Source organism: Pedobacter aquae (genome assembly GCF_008195825.1).
Taxonomy (GTDB): Bacteria; Bacteroidota; Bacteroidia; order Sphingobacteriales; family Sphingobacteriaceae; genus Pseudopedobacter; species Pseudopedobacter aquae.
On sequence record NZ_CP043329.1, the window covers coordinates 3,052,126 to 3,069,528 of the forward strand.

19 protein-coding genes are annotated in these 17,403 nt (G+C 35.6%); 7 read left to right on the forward strand and 12 right to left on the reverse strand.

What is annotated here, in order from left to right:
• Nucleotides 1-64: 64 nt before the first annotated feature.
• The 6 genes from FYC62_RS13385 to FYC62_RS13410 form a co-directional block, all read right to left on the reverse strand.
• On the reverse strand, nucleotides 65-1,810 hold the full coding sequence (locus FYC62_RS13385; protein ID WP_168199450.1) for a RagB/SusD family nutrient uptake outer membrane protein: 1,746 nt from the start codon (nucleotides 1,808-1,810) through the stop codon (nucleotides 65-67).
• 17 nt (nucleotides 1,811-1,827) lie between these two features.
• Nucleotides 1,828-2,802, reverse strand: a complete 975-nt coding sequence (locus tag FYC62_RS13390) for a SusC/RagA family TonB-linked outer membrane protein (protein ID WP_240534735.1) — start codon at nucleotides 2,800-2,802, stop codon at nucleotides 1,828-1,830.
• A gap of 47 nt (nucleotides 2,803-2,849) precedes the next feature.
• Nucleotides 2,850-4,883: a SusC/RagA family TonB-linked outer membrane protein gene (locus tag FYC62_RS13395; protein WP_149075298.1), complete on the reverse strand. Its 2,034-nt coding sequence runs from the start codon at nucleotides 4,881-4,883 to the stop codon at nucleotides 2,850-2,852.
• A gap of 35 nt (nucleotides 4,884-4,918) precedes the next feature.
• On the reverse strand, nucleotides 4,919-5,164 hold the full coding sequence (locus tag FYC62_RS13400; RefSeq protein WP_149075299.1) for a hypothetical protein: 246 nt from the start codon (nucleotides 5,162-5,164) through the stop codon (nucleotides 4,919-4,921).
• Nucleotides 5,165-5,292: 128 nt separating this feature from the next.
• Entirely contained in the window at nucleotides 5,293-6,348 is a 1,056-nt protein-coding gene (locus tag FYC62_RS13405; protein ID WP_149075300.1) for a FecR family protein, read from the reverse strand.
• Nucleotides 6,349-6,409: 61 nt separating this feature from the next.
• Nucleotides 6,410-6,943: an RNA polymerase sigma-70 factor gene (locus FYC62_RS13410; protein WP_149075301.1), complete on the reverse strand. Its 534-nt coding sequence runs from the start codon at nucleotides 6,941-6,943 to the stop codon at nucleotides 6,410-6,412.
• 275 nt (nucleotides 6,944-7,218) lie between these two features.
• Here FYC62_RS13410 and FYC62_RS13415 point away from each other — a divergent pair, with 275 nt between their 5' ends.
• On the forward strand, nucleotides 7,219-7,767 hold the full coding sequence (locus FYC62_RS13415) for a DUF1003 domain-containing protein (protein WP_240534736.1): 549 nt from the start codon (nucleotides 7,219-7,221) through the stop codon (nucleotides 7,765-7,767).
• Between the two features lie 123 nt (nucleotides 7,768-7,890).
• Here FYC62_RS13415 and FYC62_RS13420 read toward each other — a convergent pair whose 3' ends face one another.
• The 6 genes from FYC62_RS13420 to FYC62_RS13445 form a co-directional block, all read right to left on the reverse strand.
• A complete protein-coding gene (locus tag FYC62_RS13420; protein ID WP_149075302.1) occupies nucleotides 7,891-8,577 on the reverse strand; it encodes a zinc metallopeptidase in 687 nt (228 codons plus the stop codon).
• Between the two features lie 156 nt (nucleotides 8,578-8,733).
• Complete coding sequence (locus FYC62_RS13425) at nucleotides 8,734-9,228, reverse strand: GNAT family N-acetyltransferase (RefSeq protein WP_149075303.1); 495 nt, start codon at nucleotides 9,226-9,228, stop codon at nucleotides 8,734-8,736.
• Complete coding sequence (locus FYC62_RS13430; protein ID WP_149075304.1) at nucleotides 9,228-9,800, reverse strand: thiamine pyrophosphokinase; 573 nt, start codon at nucleotides 9,798-9,800, stop codon at nucleotides 9,228-9,230. Before FYC62_RS13430 ends, FYC62_RS13425 begins: the two co-directional genes overlap by 1 nt.
• A gap of 3 nt (nucleotides 9,801-9,803) precedes the next feature.
• Nucleotides 9,804-10,436 carry a thiamine phosphate synthase gene (locus FYC62_RS13435; protein ID WP_149075305.1) on the reverse strand — a complete coding sequence of 211 codons (633 nt, stop codon included), beginning with the start codon at nucleotides 10,434-10,436 and terminating at the stop codon, nucleotides 9,804-9,806.
• 1 nt (nucleotide 10,437) lies between these two features.
• Entirely contained in the window at nucleotides 10,438-12,087 is a 1,650-nt protein-coding gene (gene pafA, locus FYC62_RS13440; protein ID WP_149075306.1) for an alkaline phosphatase PafA, read from the reverse strand.
• Between the two features lie 80 nt (nucleotides 12,088-12,167).
• On the reverse strand, nucleotides 12,168-13,340 hold the full coding sequence (locus FYC62_RS13445; RefSeq protein ID WP_149075307.1) for a THUMP domain-containing class I SAM-dependent RNA methyltransferase: 1,173 nt from the start codon (nucleotides 13,338-13,340) through the stop codon (nucleotides 12,168-12,170).
• 65 nt (nucleotides 13,341-13,405) lie between these two features.
• Between FYC62_RS13445 and FYC62_RS13450 the strand changes: the two genes are divergently transcribed.
• The 6 genes from FYC62_RS13450 to FYC62_RS18045 all read left to right on the forward strand — a co-directional run bounded on the left by FYC62_RS13450 (nucleotide 13,406) and on the right by FYC62_RS18045 (nucleotide 17,396).
• Complete coding sequence (locus tag FYC62_RS13450) at nucleotides 13,406-13,777, forward strand: DUF3127 domain-containing protein (RefSeq protein ID WP_039453871.1); 372 nt, start codon at nucleotides 13,406-13,408, stop codon at nucleotides 13,775-13,777.
• Nucleotides 13,778-14,095: 318 nt separating this feature from the next.
• On the forward strand, nucleotides 14,096-14,485 hold the full coding sequence (locus FYC62_RS17685; RefSeq protein ID WP_240534737.1) for a hypothetical protein: 390 nt from the start codon (nucleotides 14,096-14,098) through the stop codon (nucleotides 14,483-14,485).
• Nucleotides 14,486-14,547: 62 nt separating this feature from the next.
• Nucleotides 14,548-14,880, forward strand: coding sequence for a hypothetical protein (locus tag FYC62_RS17690; RefSeq protein ID WP_240534738.1), 333 nt, complete (start codon nucleotides 14,548-14,550; stop codon nucleotides 14,878-14,880).
• A 32-nt stretch (nucleotides 14,881-14,912) separates the two neighbouring features.
• The gene (locus FYC62_RS17695; RefSeq protein ID WP_240534739.1) at nucleotides 14,913-15,962 is read left to right on the forward strand and encodes a sensor histidine kinase; all 1,050 of its coding nucleotides are present in this window, start codon (nucleotides 14,913-14,915) and stop codon (nucleotides 15,960-15,962) included.
• An 11-nt stretch (nucleotides 15,963-15,973) separates the two neighbouring features.
• The gene (locus FYC62_RS13460) at nucleotides 15,974-16,675 is read left to right on the forward strand and encodes a response regulator transcription factor (protein WP_149075308.1); all 702 of its coding nucleotides are present in this window, start codon (nucleotides 15,974-15,976) and stop codon (nucleotides 16,673-16,675) included.
• Nucleotides 16,676-16,709: 34 nt separating this feature from the next.
• The gene (locus FYC62_RS18045; protein ID WP_149075309.1) at nucleotides 16,710-17,396 is read left to right on the forward strand and encodes a DUF4153 domain-containing protein; all 687 of its coding nucleotides are present in this window, start codon (nucleotides 16,710-16,712) and stop codon (nucleotides 17,394-17,396) included.
• The last annotated feature ends 7 nt before the right edge of the window (nucleotides 17,397-17,403 follow it).

The following is a 17,403-nucleotide window of genomic DNA, read 5'->3' on the forward strand; positions in this document are numbered from 1 at the left end:
TGATAAACTAAAAAAGGGGAAAGAAATTAATCTTCCCCCTTTACTAACCTAACCCAACCAAATTTTAATTATATCCCGGATTTTGTCCGAATTCTTCTGCATTTAATAAAGCATTTAACTCTTCTTGCCTAATTGGGCGTAAGCGGTGGAAAGGTTGTACCTGCGTAATATCAGGGTTTTGTGCTTTTATAAAATCAACAAAAGCTTGTCCGTTATTAGCACCTAACATCCTCTTTAAATCAAACCAACGAAGATGCTCACCTGCCAATTCTCTTGCCCTTTCTTTCAGTATAAAATCCTCATTGATATTTGCAGCGCTGACCTGCATAGCTGATGTTTGGTTAACCGGAGTTTTTCTGGCAGCTCTGGTTCTTAAAACATTGATATAATTTGCGGCAGCACCTGGGTTATTTAACTTCCACTCCGCCTCAGCAGCTATTAAATACATTTCTGCCAAACGCATTACAATAACATCTTTAAAACCTGGCTGCGCATTAGCTGCAGTACGGTCTGGGTCTCTAAATTTCCTGAAATTAACATAATCTGCGCCTGTAATAATAGTTCCATTGGCATTGTAAACGCTATCTCTATCAATAACGATATAAGGTCTTAACCGATGATTAGGCACTACTTTTTTAGTGATTAATAAAGCGGTATCAATACCTGCCCTAATAACTCTTCCAATAACGCTTGGGTGTTTACGATGGGTAGCCGCTAATGATGCCGTCCAAGTAAAATTGGTATTTGCAATCCACATTTCCTGAAAAGAAGCATCGTAACGGCTATCTATATTTTCATTAAAATAATCTAAAAAGCTTAATGTTGGCATCAAACGTCTGCTATTTTCAAAGCCGTACTCTAAACTTTGTACCAAACCTGGTTTGCCATTATAACGAGCTTGAAAAACTTGATATAAACGGTTACCATTAAGATCATAATTAATAGTTTGGTTAGTAGAATTACTTACCACATAAAGCGCTTCCCTATTACGCTTGTTGTTAGCAGGGTTCCACATATCAGCATAATTTGCCCAAAGTTCTACTTCCAAAGCTGCTCTGTTATCAATTACGGCTTTAGCAGCGTCTCTGGCTCTGGTAAAATAGGTTTGAGCTTCTGCACCCGTTGAATAATAAGCTCTTGATAGTAAGGTTCTCGCTAAAAAGCCCATGGCAGATTTCCTGCTTGCTCTACTGTACTCATTCCCCCACGCACTTTGTAAAGGAAGGTTTGCAACTGCAAACTCTAAATCTGAAATCATGAGGTTATAAAAATCTTCAACCGGACTTCTAGTGGCTGTTAGTAATGGTGTTTTAGTTTCCTCTGTACGTAACATCACCCCTCCAAAAGTTTCAACAATATGCCAATAATAAAAAGCTCTTAAAAAGCGTAGCTCGCCCTCTCTTCTGTTTTTTTCGGTCTGGTTGGTGAAGCCAGCATTGTTAATCCGGTTTATGCCGGCATTACATATATTAATGGCTTTCCATAAGTCTCGCCATACGGCTCTTACAGGGTTTCCTTGTAAGGGTGTTAAGCCTGCATACTGTGATAATTGCCCTGCGTAAGTATTTTTATCTCGGTTAAACCATATATCAGTGCCAGATTCTGACATGAAAATACCATCTTCTCTGCCATACCAGGCTCTTTGTTCTGAGTAAGCTGCATTTACATTGGTAACAAAGCCTTCTGGGGTAGACCATACAGCATCTGCAGTTGCGCCAGAGGGATTATATTCTTCTAGTTTATTACAAGATATGCTTAAAGTAATACTTGCTGCTAAACAGCTTAATGTTAAATATCTTTTAGTTCTCATCTTTTTCCTGTTTATCATTAAAAACCAACATTTAAACCAAATACAAAAGTTCTGCTTAGTGGGCTGTTTTCTGCACCGCCACGCTCTGGATCATAATTTCTTATCAGCGGACTTCGAGCTACAGTAAGCAAGTTGTTTGCGGTAGCATAAACCCTAACACGGTTGTAAAAAGATGCTCCAGATTTTATTTTAGGTAAAGTATAGCCTAACGTTAAATTTTTAAGCTTGAAAAAAGAGCCATCAACAAAATTTAAAGCTTGGTAGCCGGTATAGCCCGGATATGAGCTTAGCGTGGTCCCTCTTCTTGGCCTAGGAAAATCATTAGTAGGGTTTTCTGGTGTCCAATAGTCTAATATTTCTGGTCCGTTTCCTGTCCCACCTGGGTTAAACCTGCCTAAAAACTCAGCATCTATAGTTTGACCATAACGGGCAATTAAGAAAACTCCTAAATCAAAGTTTTTGTAGGTGAAATTATTTTGTAAACCTGCTATCCAATTTGGTACTGTAGACCCTACATAAGTTAAATCAGAAGCATTAATTAAAAAATCACCGTTAATATCTCTAACTTTTATATCTCCCGGCTGGAAGGTATGGTTACCAACTTTATATAAAGCTGCTTCTGCTGCTTCATCTAATTGCCAGATACCTTGTTTATCAAAAGTATAAAATGAGGTGATTGGACGACCAAGTAGTAAAGAGCTTCTTTCAAAACCACTGCTAGGGAAAATATCTCTACCATCAATCAATTCAGTAATTTTCTCTCTTTTTCTATTATAAGTAAGCGTAGAAGACCACGTGAAATTTTTAGTTTGGATATTTCTACTGGTAATTTCTAGCTCAATACCATTGTTTTTAGTACTCGCAATATTTTGGGTAACATCAATCATCCCGGTAGAGAGTGGCAAAGTTCTGCTTAATAAAATGTCTGATGTACGAGCCTCATACCATTGAACGGAACCACTGATACGGTTATTAAAGAAGCCGAAATCCAAGCCAATATCTAAAGAAGCTGTTTTTTCCCAACCTAGATTAGTGTTGCCTACAGTACCCTGAAGATGAATGAATTTACAGGAACATCACCAAAACTCATATTAGATGCAGAGTTTAATGTGTTTTGTGTGCTATAAACTCCAATATTATAATTTCCACTTACGCCATAACTAGCTCTTAGTTTAAGATTATTTACCTGGCGGATGTTTTTCATGAAAGATTCCTCAAAAATATTCCATCCTATAGCTGCTGACGGGAAGAAATCCCATTTATTTCCCGGTGATAATCTGGAAGCGCCATCATACCTGCCTGATGCAGTAAATAAATATTTGCCTTTGTAACTATAATTAATCCTAGCAGCATAAGCCATATTGCTCCAACCTTCGTAAGCAGAACCTATGGACCTTGTGATAGAAGTGCTAGAAGAATTTAAATCATAAAAAAGCTGTGAGGCTAATATTTGCCCTTGTCCAGAAGCAGATAAACGATCTACATCACTTTGCTGATAACTAGTAATACCCGTTAAAACCAAATTATGGTCATTGATATTTTTGGTATAGGTTAAGATATTATCCCAGTTGATGTAACGGTTAAACGCCGTGTTTTGCGATGCCACAGAAATGCGTGGTCCGTTTTGTGCTAAAGATGTTCTATCGTTAAAAATACCTTGTCTAGAGTTATTAAAATTAGTACCAATATTAGACCTGAAATTTAATCCCTTTAAAGGAGAAACTGATACATATGCATTAGCTACAATGTTATTTCTAAGATTATTGTTTCTAGCAATAAACTCACTACGCTCATCAGCAAGCGGACTTATCGTTGTTCCATCTGGTAAAGGAAATAACCTTATAGTACCATCCTCATTAAATGGAGTACCTAAAGGGCTAATTTGTGTGGCTTGCCCTAATGGATTTTGACGGTTATTAGTTGCTGAGTAAACAATTTGTGTATTAAAACCCACTTTCATCCAATTATTAACCGTTTGGTCTAAATTTAACCTCATGTTGTAGCGGTTAAAATCATTCCCTCTTAACATGCCATCTTCTTTAAAATATCCGGCAGAACCAAATACAGATGTTTTCTCTGAACCTCCGGTGATAGAAACATTGTGACTTTGTTGTGAGCCGTCTCTAATCACTAAATCCATCCAGTCTACAAACTCTCCTGCTTGTACAGCATCTAATTCGCCCGGACCATCAAAAATAAGCTGATCATCTGTCATACCAATAGTTCTTGCGGCTTCGCGTCTAAGTTTCACATAACTTTCGCCAGTTCTTGATGCAGGAAAATCGTAAGTATTGATACCATAGTAGGCATCATAATTAACTTTAACTTTTCCGGCCGTTCCCTTTTTTGTGGTCACGATAATTACACCATTTGCACCTTGTGCACCATAAATAGCAGTTGAAGATGCGTCTTTTAACACTTCTATAGACTCAATATCATTAGGATTGATAGCATCAATACTATTTCCTTGAAAACCGTCTACAATTATAAGAGGACCATTTCTATTGCTGATATCGTCTCTATTACTGGTTATAGATCTGTTACCTCTAATCACAATGTTAGAGTTGCCTCCAGCAGCACCAGTATTTCTAACAATATCGGCCCCAGCCACTCTACCTTGTAAAGCTTCAATAGCATTATGGGTTGGTGTTCTTACAATATCTTCTGCTTTTACAGATGATACAGACCCTGTTAAATCTCTTTTTCTTACAGTTCCGTAACCAATTACAACAACTTCGTCAAGTTCAGAAGCATCGGCGGCTAAAACAATATTTACCGTAGTTTGTCCACTGTTAACAGTAATTTCTTGTTGTTTAAAACCTAAATAAGTGACCACTAATGTTGTAGCCTGTTGACCCTGAATATTGATACTAAATTTACCATCTATATTAGTTAAAGTACCATTGGTAGTCCCTTTAATGGTAACCGAAGCACCTGGTAAGGGCAAACCTTGCGCATCCACGATGGTTCCGTTAACCACATAATCAACCGCGGCGATAGATGCAGGTTTTATCACAATCATATCGTCTATCAAATCAAAAACCAAGGCTTGGTTTTGTAAGACTTGTTTCATTACTGTTTTGATATCGGCATTTTCTGCGATAACTTTTATTTTTTGTTAAGGTTAACCTGGTCTTGCCTAAAGAAAATACTGTATTTACTTTCTTTTTCAATTTTCTGAAACATCTGTTTAACAGTAATATCTATTTCATTGAGGTTAAAACTTTGAGAATACACCGCAGCATGTAGCTGCATGATACCCGCAAATACTAAAATGGTCATTAGCTTCATAGCGATAAGCATTTTTAGCCAATAAGAGTTGGCAAATAGAATTTTTCTATTTAAAAAAGTCATAATTTTGGTTTATTAGTTAATACTAGGCTTCCCCAAGCTTATAGGGTATTAGCTATATTCATTTGATTACCGGGATGTTACAAGCGTCCCGGTTTTTTATGTTCTATGTCTCTCTTCTATTTCATAAATCAGGGTTTAGGTTTTTGATGATACAATTGGTTAGTATTTTTCACAATAATGCGCTTTTCTTGAAGCGTATAGGTTATAGGGGTAGTTTCTTTGATGATTTGCAAAACAGTAAAAACATCGGCACTAGGTTTAAAAGTACCTGTGTAATAATAGCTCCCTAATTCTGGGTCTTCCAAAACAATTTCCACATTAAATCTTCTTTCTAAAGTGTTGATGATTTCTTGAAAACTGTTGTTCTCAAACATCAAAAGGTTGTTTTGCCAGCCATTGTATTCTTCTAGGTAAGCAGGTTTAACATCAGTAATCATTAAAGGCGTATGAACTTTTTTGGCTTGATGTAACTCACTTTGCTTCTTAAGATTTATTTTTAAAAGTTGGTTGGCATTGATGAATACCTTACCTTCTTCACCATCCTGTTGATTGAGTTTCCCTTCTACAGAAATCTTACCTTCTTTAACTGCGGTTTCAAAAATACCGTCTTCCTGATAAGCTTTTACATTAAAAGCTGTCCCAATATCTCTTACCGTAAAACCTGCCGCATGTATGATAAAAGGAATATCTGTTTTACTTTTGGCGATGTCAAAAAAAGCCTCCCCATCTAGGAAGACCGTTCTTTCTGTTGAGCCAAAATCTTTATTATAGCTGAGTTTTGTACCTGCATTTAGGATGACTAAAGTACCATCAGGCAACGTAATTTTTTGTGTTTTTCCACGTGGAACACTAAGCTCCTGATAAGCTATTTTAATATTTCTTTGCTGATAGATATAAGCAGACAGCGTAATAGCACATAACAAAAATATACTAGCAGCGTATTTTAGCCATGTATAAGATGTTTTTACTGGTATATTTTCTTCTACAAACCTATCGTAGGCTTTATGGGTATCTATTATGGTGTACTGTTGCGCTAATTGTTGGTGCCAATTTTCATAAAGCCTTGCAAAAGCTTTTTCTTGAGCCTCGTTTTCAGCAATCCATTGTTTTGCCAAATGCTTTTCTTCATCAGAAGCATTACCTGCAATGTATTTAATTAATATTCCTTTGATGCGATTTTCCATCCCTTATAATATGATATACAACTGTAAAAGACTTTACCCCCAAAGTGGGGATTCATTTTTTCTAGAAAAAAAATAAGGCAATGAAAGAAAGTAAGTGCTGTAGCTTAAAACGAAGTTTTTCAAGAGCAATAGTCATTTGTCTTTCTACCGTTTTAGGAGAAATATGAAGTTGTTGGGCTATCTCTTTATTCCTGAGTTCTTCAAACCGGCTAAGCTTAAAAACCTCTTTACATCTTTGAGGCAGGTTTTCTATAGCTTCTTTGATATAATATTCAAATTCTTTATAGCAGACAGGATTTTCTTCGAAAGCGGGTGTTTCAGAAAGTAAATTATTTTTTTGTAGATAGCTTACATATTCATTTTCTATCTTTTTATGTTTCAAGTAATTAAAAGCCCTGTTTTGTACCATTTTATACAAATAACCCTTAAAATCTGCATCAAATTGGTACTGCTCTTTACGCTCCCACAAAAAGCTAAAAGCATCAGAAACTATTTCTTCTGCCGCATGCAAATCGTTCACATACCTATTGGCAAAAAAGATAAGCTTAGCATAATAAGCTTTAAAAATAGCTTCAAAACCATTTGCAGTTTGCATAGTGTTAGTTAAACAAAATTCTATTTTTTCTAGGGCGATTTCTTACAGCTAAATGCTTCTTTAGCTTAAAAAAATCTTAATTGGCTTTTTACCATCAGTAAAAAATTAAAGTTATTGCTAGCTATAATAATATTTCTGTATTATCCTTTCAGAAGTTTATAGGATTTTAGCAATTGTTAATGGTAGAGCTAAATCGAAAAATTAAAGAGAACCAAACCCTAGTATTTAGCAACAGAATTGAAAATCTTTACGTAATTTTCTACAAATCATTCATCATGAATAAGAAAATTAACTACCGTAGCATCCTCGAAACCAGTGATGGCAATCTTACTAAACTGCATAATATTGTTTTAAAGGCATTAGAGGAAGAAGAATTGATATCTGAAAAATTAAAAAACAATCAGGATTTAAGTTTGGGAGAAAAAATGGCCGACGGTGTAGCTTCCTTTGGTGGTAGTTGGCGATTTATCATCCTCTTTAGCGTCATAATATTTGTTTGGATTGCTATAAATACCTTCTGGTTTCATAACCGAGGTTTTGACCCTTATCCCTTTATTTTATTAAACTTGATGCTTTCTTGTATTGCGGCCTTACAAGCGCCTATCATCATGATGAGCCAAAACAGAAAAGAAGAACGAGACAGACTAAGAGCCGAACAAGATTATATGGTGAATCTTAAAGCAGAAATTGAAATCAGAACGCTACATGATAAAATAGATTTATTGATTACCGAGCAAATGAAAAACCTATTCGACATCCAAAAGGTACAAATGGAAAGTATGGATAAACTGAGCAAAACGCTACATGAGCATCTTAAAAAATAATCCACGGACCCTATATTTAAGGCAAGACGCTATAAAAGCTAAAGCTTCATCAAAAATCCCAAAAACAAAAAAGGAGCATTCTAAAAAAATGCTCCTTTTTCTATAATCCTTTTTAAGGAAATATTAGTCTCTTCTGCCGAATAGCATCATTGCATAATACATTAAAGTAGCTAATGATGATAATGCCGCAACAACATAAGTCATGGCTGCCCACCATAAAGCGTTTTTAGCTTGGTCATGCTCTACGCTAGTTTGCATAATGCCTTTATTAGTTTGTAACCAAACTAATGCTCTTTTACTAGCATCAAACTCTACAGGTAAAGTAACAAAACTAAATACCGTTAAAATGGCTAAAGCACCTACGCCAACAGCTAAAACAATTGGGTTGTTACCAAAAGCCATCAGCATAACACCAATTAATAATACCCATTGTACCAGATTAGAAGCTACACTTACCACGGGCACCATAGCAGACCTAAATTGCAGCCAGCTATAAGCTCGGGCATGTTGCACAGCGTGGCCACACTCGTGTGCTGCTACTGCTGCTGCTGCAATGCTTCTACCGTGGTAAACATCCGGAGAAAGGTTTACAGTTCTATCTGCCGGGTTATAATGGTCTGTTAACTGGCCGTCAACAGATATAATTTCTACATCGTTTATACCGTGGTCTGCAAGCATTTTCCTAGCTATCTCGGCTCCGCTTAAGGCAGAACTCAAAGCAATTTCTGAGTATTGTTTAAACTTGCTTTTAAATCTCCATTGTACTATAAAACTTATAATAGCAATGCCTATAAAAAGTATTAATCCCATTTTCTATATATTTTGGTTTAAATTAATCAAATTGTATTCCTAAACAACATTAGAAATGTTTTTATTACAAAACGCTGAATTTTTATATTTGTTCTGCTCTAAATACCGTCAAAATTGTCTTATACTGTTAATAGAAGCAAGAAAATACCTGCCACTTTAACAGTCGGCGTCTTCTATATGCCTTTCCATGATATAATCATTCAGTATAAAATCATAATATGGAATATCTACTTCTTCGGCAATTTGAAAGCCTAGCCTTTGGTAAAAATGTAAAGCAGGATTATTTCTATTTACGTTTAAACGTAATAAAGTAGCCCCATGCACAAAAGCCTCTGCGCCAATATAATTCATGATTTGTTTGCCGGCGCCCATCCCCTGTAAAGCTGGTAAAATATACAATTTATGGATTTTACAAACCGTCTGCGAAAAAGAATAACTGCTAAATCCTACTGCTTTTTCATCCTGATAAAGGAGAATAAAAGAATGCCCTTCGGCCATTTGAGCTTTTAAAGCGTCTAATTGGTAAATCTGCGTAAGCATAAAGCTAATTTGCGCCTCACTGATATAAGCCTTATAAGTTGGCCACCAAATGTCTTGAGCCAGCTGTTGTATAAGAGGTAAATCTTGTAAAGCTGCTTTTCTAATTTCCATTATAAATCTTCAGCAATAAATATAAAAGGTTGTTGAAAAGATAAGCTATAAAAGCCATCTTTCTCTGTTTGATAATGGTTATTTGCTATCAAATTTAAACCTTTTGTGCTTAATTGCACAGCTTCCTGCAAAATGTAAATATTTTCTTGGGCTGGCTTCCACTTGCTAAACTCGGGTTTCACGGGGAAAATCTTTTTACCATCAGCAAAAACTACCAAGTCTAAATAATCAACAAAGAACAAATAATCTTTAGCTAAAAAGGTATCGGTAATGATATTTACCGATGGATATTCATGAGCCACCAGATATTTTAATACGGCTGTAGTCACATCATCATCGCCGCAAGGAATAATTTTTATATGCTCTTGAAGCGCAAAAGAAACATCTTCTTTGCTTACCACAACATCTATTTTAATTCCTAAAGAAACCACATGGTCATAAATGGGGGCATGTACAATAACGGTTGGAGACCATTCTAACAACTGCCCCAAATATTCCTCATCAAAGCCACTCATGTTTAAAATAAACAAGGCTGGTTCTTGCTTTTCGCGGATGATATGATGAGAAGACATATATTAATGTAATAGGTTATAAAATTGTTTAAAGGCTTCTGCCTGATGTGCTGCTTTATTGACTGCTGCAGATACCGCAACACCTTTAATGCCAGTTTTTAGCAAATCTGCTACATCATTTAAACCGACTCCTCCTGCTGCAATCAGAGGAAAATCAATTCCGGCTTGCTTTAAAGCGGCAACAGCTTCTGCATAACCTTGTATACCCCAATGTTGGCAATTATTGGGTTTAGTTTTGGTATGGCCAAAAGGACCACAGCCTATATAATCTGCCCCGTTTTGGATATGTTTAAGGATGGTAGCTAAATCATTGGCAGATGCGCCTAAGGTTTTATCATCACCAATTTGTGCTCTTACCAGAGAAATATCAGCATCCATATCTTCGATATGAACACCTTGTATATCTGCCTGATGCACTAAGTGAATATGGTTGGTAACGATTAAAGTTGTGCCCCAATCATCACAAATACTAGCTATTGGGTGGATTTCTGCCAGCATCTCCTCATCAGATTTAGATAAACAACGGTATTGTACCCATTTTGCACCTTGCGAACAGGCTATTTCTACCTGCGCTATATGGCTGATATGAGGTAAATCTTGTGTTAAATAATGAAAGGTATCAACAAATTTCTTCATGTTATTTTAAAGCTTCGGTAACCACATCTCCAATATTACCATTAGGTTCTTGTATGCGTAGTAAAGCAGACAGGGTAGGCGCAATATCGCTCATAGAAACCGTTCTGTTGCTGATGCCTTGTTTAATGCCCCATCCCATAAAAACCATTGGGATATGCGTATCATAAGGGTTCCAAACACCATGCGATGTTCCGGTTATGCCATAGCCTTGAAACCACGCTGGGTCTAATACAATTTGTAACTCGCCACTTCTTTTGATATGATAAGCGTTGATGATTTTCTCTCGCAACTTAGCTGGTACAGCGCCTTCGTTAACATTGGATAAATCGACCACAAAAGATACACCTTCTTGCTTTTTAAGGAAATTGATACAGTCTTTTTTAAGGTCGTCTATATCAATTTTACTAGCCTCAATAGCTTGGTAATTAAAGTTAACTTGATAATTGGTAATGGCTCTTATCAAACCTTTAGCTTGGTATTTGTTTAACAAAAGCTCGTTCAACTGCTTGCTGATGTTTTTGGTATTGAAATAGCCTGCGTTAATCTTGTTATCAATTAAAAAATTAGGATTATGCGCAGCGCCATGATCTGCACTTAAGAAAAAAGTATAATTTCCTTTGCCTACGGTATTATCCAAATAAGTCAAAAACACTGCTAAATCTTTATCTAACCTTAAATAAGTGTCTTCTATTTCTATCGAGTTTGGTCCAAACTGATGACCAATATAATCTGTACTGGATAAGCTTACGGCTAATAAATCGGTAATGTCATCGGCGCCAAGCTTTTCTTCTTTTATGGTAGCTTTTGCAAAATCTAAAGTTAAGGTATTGGCAAAAGGCGTATTTCTGATGGTGTTAAAATCAGATCCTTTTATTTGAGGTATCTGATGCGGAAAAACTGGTTTTGCTTCGCCCTTAAATTTACCTTCATACTTATTATCATCTACACTGCTTTGTACATAAGTGTTAATTGGATAAAGGGTATTCCAATCTTGTGTTAAGTATTTATCTACCAATTTTTGGCTGTTAAAAGTTTTTACCCACGCTGGTAAATCTTGCATATAATAGGTAGAACTTATCCAAGAGCCAGTTAAATCATCAAACCAATAAGCGGCATTGGCGCTATGACCTGCTGGAAGAATTCCTCCTCTATCTTTTAAAGCGATGCCAATAACTTTAGATCTGAAATTGGTAGCTAGTTTTAATTCATCACCAATGGTAGAACTTAACAGGTTTTTAGGCGACATTTTACCAGCATCTGATGTACTACCTACCGTATTTACCGTGGTATCTTCTGTACAGTACATATCATAACCACTATTTTGTTCTATCCAATTGTTAGCTGTTATACCATTTATAGCAGGTACAGAGCCTGTGTAAATACTAGCATGACCACAAGCAGTTTGTGTAGTTGCGTATCCAATATGCGCATTCTCGCAAGAAAAACCTTCTTTCAATAATCTTTTAAACCCTCCTTCTCCATAACGGGATGCATAACGATAAAGATAATCCCAACGCATTTGGTCTACTACCAAACCAACTACTAGTTTTGGACGGGCAGGGTTGCTGGCTGCTACTGTACTTTTAGCTTTTTGCTGGCTGTAGCCGTTTAAAACAATAAATAAGAGGATTAAGGTTTTAAAGATTTTCATATTTTTTCTTGTAAAAATGCGAATATTTAAAGCTTAACGTTTTAAATTAACATGATGGTATTGTAAAATTTTTAAAGCATTTAAGGTGCTGTTCTTCTACTCCCATCGTACAATTCATACTCTAACAATCTACAATCTAGTTTACCGTTGTAAAATTCTATCCTTTTAGATGCTCTTAAGCCTATTTTTTTAGCTAAATCTGGGTTTCCAGTAAAAATGTATCCATTATACCCTTTACACTCTTTCTTCATGAAATCACCAATTCTAGCGTAAGTAGCCTCTAGTTTGCTGTGTATACCTAAACGTTCGCCATACTCGGGGTTAAACATAATCACCCCCGCTTCATCCTGAGGGATTCTGGTATCGGCAAAATCGCAAGCATAAAACTCAATCAATTGGTCTACACCAGCGGTTTTAGCATTCTTTTTACTGATGTCTATAGCATCCTCAGAAATATCTGTAGCAATAATTTTTAAATCTTGATTTTTAACTACTTGGTCTTTTAGCTTTCTTCTTTCGGTAAAGAAAACCTCTTCCTCATAACCTAAAATATGCATAAAAGCATAATTCATTCTTAACAAACCAGGCGTTCTGCCTGTTGCAATTAAGGCCGCTTCTATGGCTAAAGTTCCAGAACCGCACATCGGGTTTATAAAAGGAGATTTAAAATCCCACTGTGTAGCTAAAATGGTTGAGGCTGCAAGCGCTTCTAACATGGGTGCTTTGCCAGGTATTTTCCTATAGCTGTGTTTAGCTAAAGTTTCTCCTGATGTGTCTAAAAAGATTTCTGCCTTTTCATTTTTCCAATATAAATGCACTACTGTTTTAGTGTAATCCGGACCAGAGTTTGGTCTTATTTTATGTACAGATTTAATCCTATCTGCAATAGCATCTTTAACTTTTAAATTGGCAAACAAAGGTGTGGTAATGGTAGAATTATCCACATTTGAGGTTACAGAGAAATATCCACTAAAATCTATCAATTTCTCCCACTCTATGGCGGTAACTTTTTGATACAGCTCTTCGCCATTTTCAGCATCAAATTCTTGAAGGCTGTAAAGCACCTGACTGGCGCATCTGAGGTTGAGATTCAGCCTGATACAATCATTTAAACTTACTTTAAGCTCTAGTCCTGTAGAAAAAATTCTAACAGGTTTAAAACCTAAGTTTTTCACTTCTAATTCAAGATATGGCGACAATCTTTTGTTGCAGGTTATGATAACCTTTGATGGGGTGTTGAAAACTTGATGCATAAGAATGCGCAATTTAATGATAAAAATATAGAGATTTGATTTTAGTTATTTAAAAACCCGTTGAAATGGAGATAAAAGGAAAAGTTCATGAAGTATCTGAAGTCATGAACGTTACTGATACATTTAGAAAAAGAGAGCTTGTTGTTGAATTTGCCGAAAACCCTCAGTACCCGGAATACGTAAAATTTGAAGCAATACAAGACAGGGTTTCATTAATGGATAATCTTAAAGTTGGTGATGATGTTGAGGTTGCCTTCAATTTAAAAGGAAGACCCTGGACAGATAAATCAGGTAAGAAACAATATTTCAATACTTTACAAGTTTGGAAAGTAACCGTATTAGGTGCTGATGCAGGTGCTCCTGCTCAAACACCACAATTTGCAGCACCAGTTGATATTAGTGCGGCACCAGAGGCAGATGACGATTTGCCGTTTTAAAGAGCCTATTTTCTGATTACAATGCGATAAAAAGCGGCACCGATCCCAAAGGTTGACCGCTTTTTTTATGCCTTCATCCTAAACAGTGGCATAAACTTTGATTTTCTTTTTTATACACCTATAAAAACATTTGTTATGATTATTCCCATCTTATTCGGTATTTTATTTCTCATTCTAATCATTGTATTTTTTGTAGTTAAGAAAAAAAGAAATAATAAAGACATACATCCAAATAGTTGAATTTTATCTGCTTTACGCTTGTTAAATAATGTTAAACTAGCTCTTTCTTAGAGATTTGCTATTTATATTTGATTTGAGATGAGGCGTAAAAGTATATCGGTTATTATTGGTTTAATGAGTTTCGCATTGCTGGGCGTAATGGCCATGCAGTATTATTTCTTAAAGGAATCTTATCAACTAAAAACTCAGATTTTTGATAGTGCCGTAAACGATGCCTTAAAAAGTGTAGCTTATAAATTAGAAAAAAATGAGGCCGCTACCTTTTTGGCTCAAAAAGCTGATAACGATAAAAAAATCAGAGCGCTTGATAAGCTTTCCCAAGACATGAGGCTTACGCAAAAAACCATAAAAACACTTCCTTCAGAAAAAACAAATCCCAAAGAAAATCCTTCTCTAGCCTTTATCAGACAGCTTAAAAAAATCAAGAAAAATCTGATAGTATTTTTAGGGTTAGAGATAGTATTTTAAGAAATAAATACCCTAATATCTTAGTTTACAATGGCCCTGCGCAACAAGAAGCGCCAGATAATGTGATTGCGGGTGTAAGGTTTGATTTTGAAGAAGTTACTGATGAATTTGGCGTAAGACAAAACCTAGTTAAACAGGTATATACAGAACGAGGTCCTCAGAGAAAAAAACCAAGAAGAGGTAATGTTGTAGTAGACTCTATCAAACAATATGTTATTGTAGACCCTGTCTTAGGCCCTGTTGTGCGCACCATTGGCAAGCCAAATTACTTATCAGAAATAAGTGAAACAGAGCTTGCAGCAGCAGAAAAAACCATCAACAATAAAGAAAAAGTAAAAGATGTTAAGCTTTACCTAGACTCGGTACAAAAAATCAGTAATAAAAAGAGATTTTAGACGACTTAGCTTCAGAATTTCAGCAGGCAAATGTGCCCCTACATAAACGTATTAAACCAGAACTTTTAGACTCTTTATTACTTATAGAACTGGCTAATAACGGCATCATGCTGAAATATAGCTACCAAATAAGCTCTAATAAAAACTCTAGAATTTTATTCAGAAATGCATCATATAATAACCTGGATTTTGAGCCAGAAAACACCTATAAAGCAGCCTTATTCCCTAAAGATATGGTGCGTGAGGGCGGTTATTTAATGGTAAGTTTTCCAGAGAAAAATAGTCTCATTCTCAAAAACATGAACTCTATTTTGGCTTCATCCATAGGTTTATTATTGATTTTAACCGGAAGCTTCGCTTATACCATTTTCTCTATTTTAAGGCAGAAAAAGATCTCAGAGATGAAAACAGATTTCATCAATAATATGACACACGAGTTTAAAACTCCGGTAGCCACCATCATGATAGCTAGCGAAGCTTTAAGAGACCCAGATGTTAATGAAGACCGTAAGCGGGTAAGTAAGTTAGCAGGTATCATTTACGATGAAAATATACGCCTAGGAGATCATATAGAAAGGGTTTTAAACATTGCCCGCATAGAAAAAGACGATTTAAAAATAGAACGTAAAGAAGTTAATATTCATGATTTAATTCATGCCGTTTCTGATAGCATGAGCTTACAGCTACAAAAGAAAAATGCTAAAATCAACATGAACCTTTTGGCTACAAAATCAACTATCTTAGGCGATGAGTTACACCTTTCTAATGTATTTTATAATCTTATTGATAATGCTATAAAATACAGCAAAGAAGCGCCAGAAATTACCATTAACAGCAATAATACCCATGCTGATTTTGTGATTACTGTTACCGATAACGGTATAGGTATGGGAAGAGACCAACAAAAGAAAATTTTTGAGCAATTTTACCGCATACCAACAGGTAACTTGCATGATGTAAAAGGTTTTGGACTAGGCTTAAGCTATGTGAATAATATGGTGAAAAGAATGGGCGGAACTATAAAAGTGAAAAGCGAAAAAGATAAAGGCTCTGAATTTGAGCTTAGATTTCCATTAGCGTAATATCAAGATATATGAGTGCGAAAAAGATTCTTTTAGTAGAAGACGACCCTAATTTGGGGATGATTTTAGAAGATTACCTTTCTTTAAAAGGAAAGTTTGATGTTACGCTTTGTGATGATGGAGAAGAAGGCTTAAAAGCATTTACATCTGCCGCTTATGATATTTGCATTTTAGATGTGATGATGCCTAAAAAGGATGGCTTTACATTGGCAAAAGACATCAGAAAGATAAACAAACACATACCTATTATTTTTGCTACTGCCAAAGGCATGATGGAAGATAAAACCGAAGCTTTTGGTTTAGGCGGCGATGATTATATTACCAAACCTTTTAAAATTGAGGAGCTTTTATTACGCATTAACGCACTTTTAAAAAGAGCTGGCAACCAAGAAAAAGTTGAAGAAGAGAAGCCAAAGATTTTCACCATAGGGAAATATACTTTTGATTATCAGCATCAAACCATCATCAATGGCGAAGAGCAACAAAAGTTAAGCACTAAAGAGGCAGAATTACTAAGATTATTATGTCTTAAAATGAATGATGTGTTAACCCGTGAAGAAGCCCTCTTACAAATTTGGCATGATGATAACTACTTTAACGGCCGTAGTATGGATGTTTTCTTAAGTAAATTACGTAAATACCTTAAAGAAGATAGCCGAGTAGAAATCATCAACGTACACGGAAAAGGGTATAAACTCTTGGTAAATCAATAAGTAAAAGCTAATTTCATAAGAAATAAAGTTTCCTATGAAGTTTCCTTCGCTTAAACAAATTGTTTATACGGCACTAGCAGTATTTCAAAGGTTCCCCATCCCGCTATTGTTTGCGGTTTTAGCAACCAGCTCTTTAATTGCGCTTACCGTAAAAGATCTTAACAATATTTATAACGAAGATCTCGTAAAGGGCGCTTATATAGGCAATTTAGGTCTCGCACTTACCTTAGCTTTTGCATTATTTGCAGAAAGGCGTAAACTTAAAAATTCCATTAAAATAGGCGTTAATACAGCGCTTATAGCTTTCCTGTTTTCTTTAAGTTTTATCTTAAATCCTTTTGAAAAAGCAGCACATATTTTAATTCTCCTCATTCTTGCCTTTGCTTTTCATTTATTAGTTTCTGTTGCTGCTTTTCATAAAACAGAAGATAATCAAGCTTTTTGGCAACTTAACAAGAGCTTATTTTTACGCTTCTTAACTTCTGCATTGTACAGCGCTGTATTATTTATAGGTCTTAGTATAGCTATTCTAAGCATTCAAGTTTTGTTTGATACTAAATGGAGCGAATCTATCTACCTACGCTTATGGCTTTTTATTGTGGGTATATTTAATACACTATTTTTCTTATCAGGAGTTCCTAAACCCTTAGAAACACTAGAAGAAGAACAGTCTTACCCAAAAGGACTTAAAATTTTCACGCAATATGTATTAATCCTTTAGCTAGTAT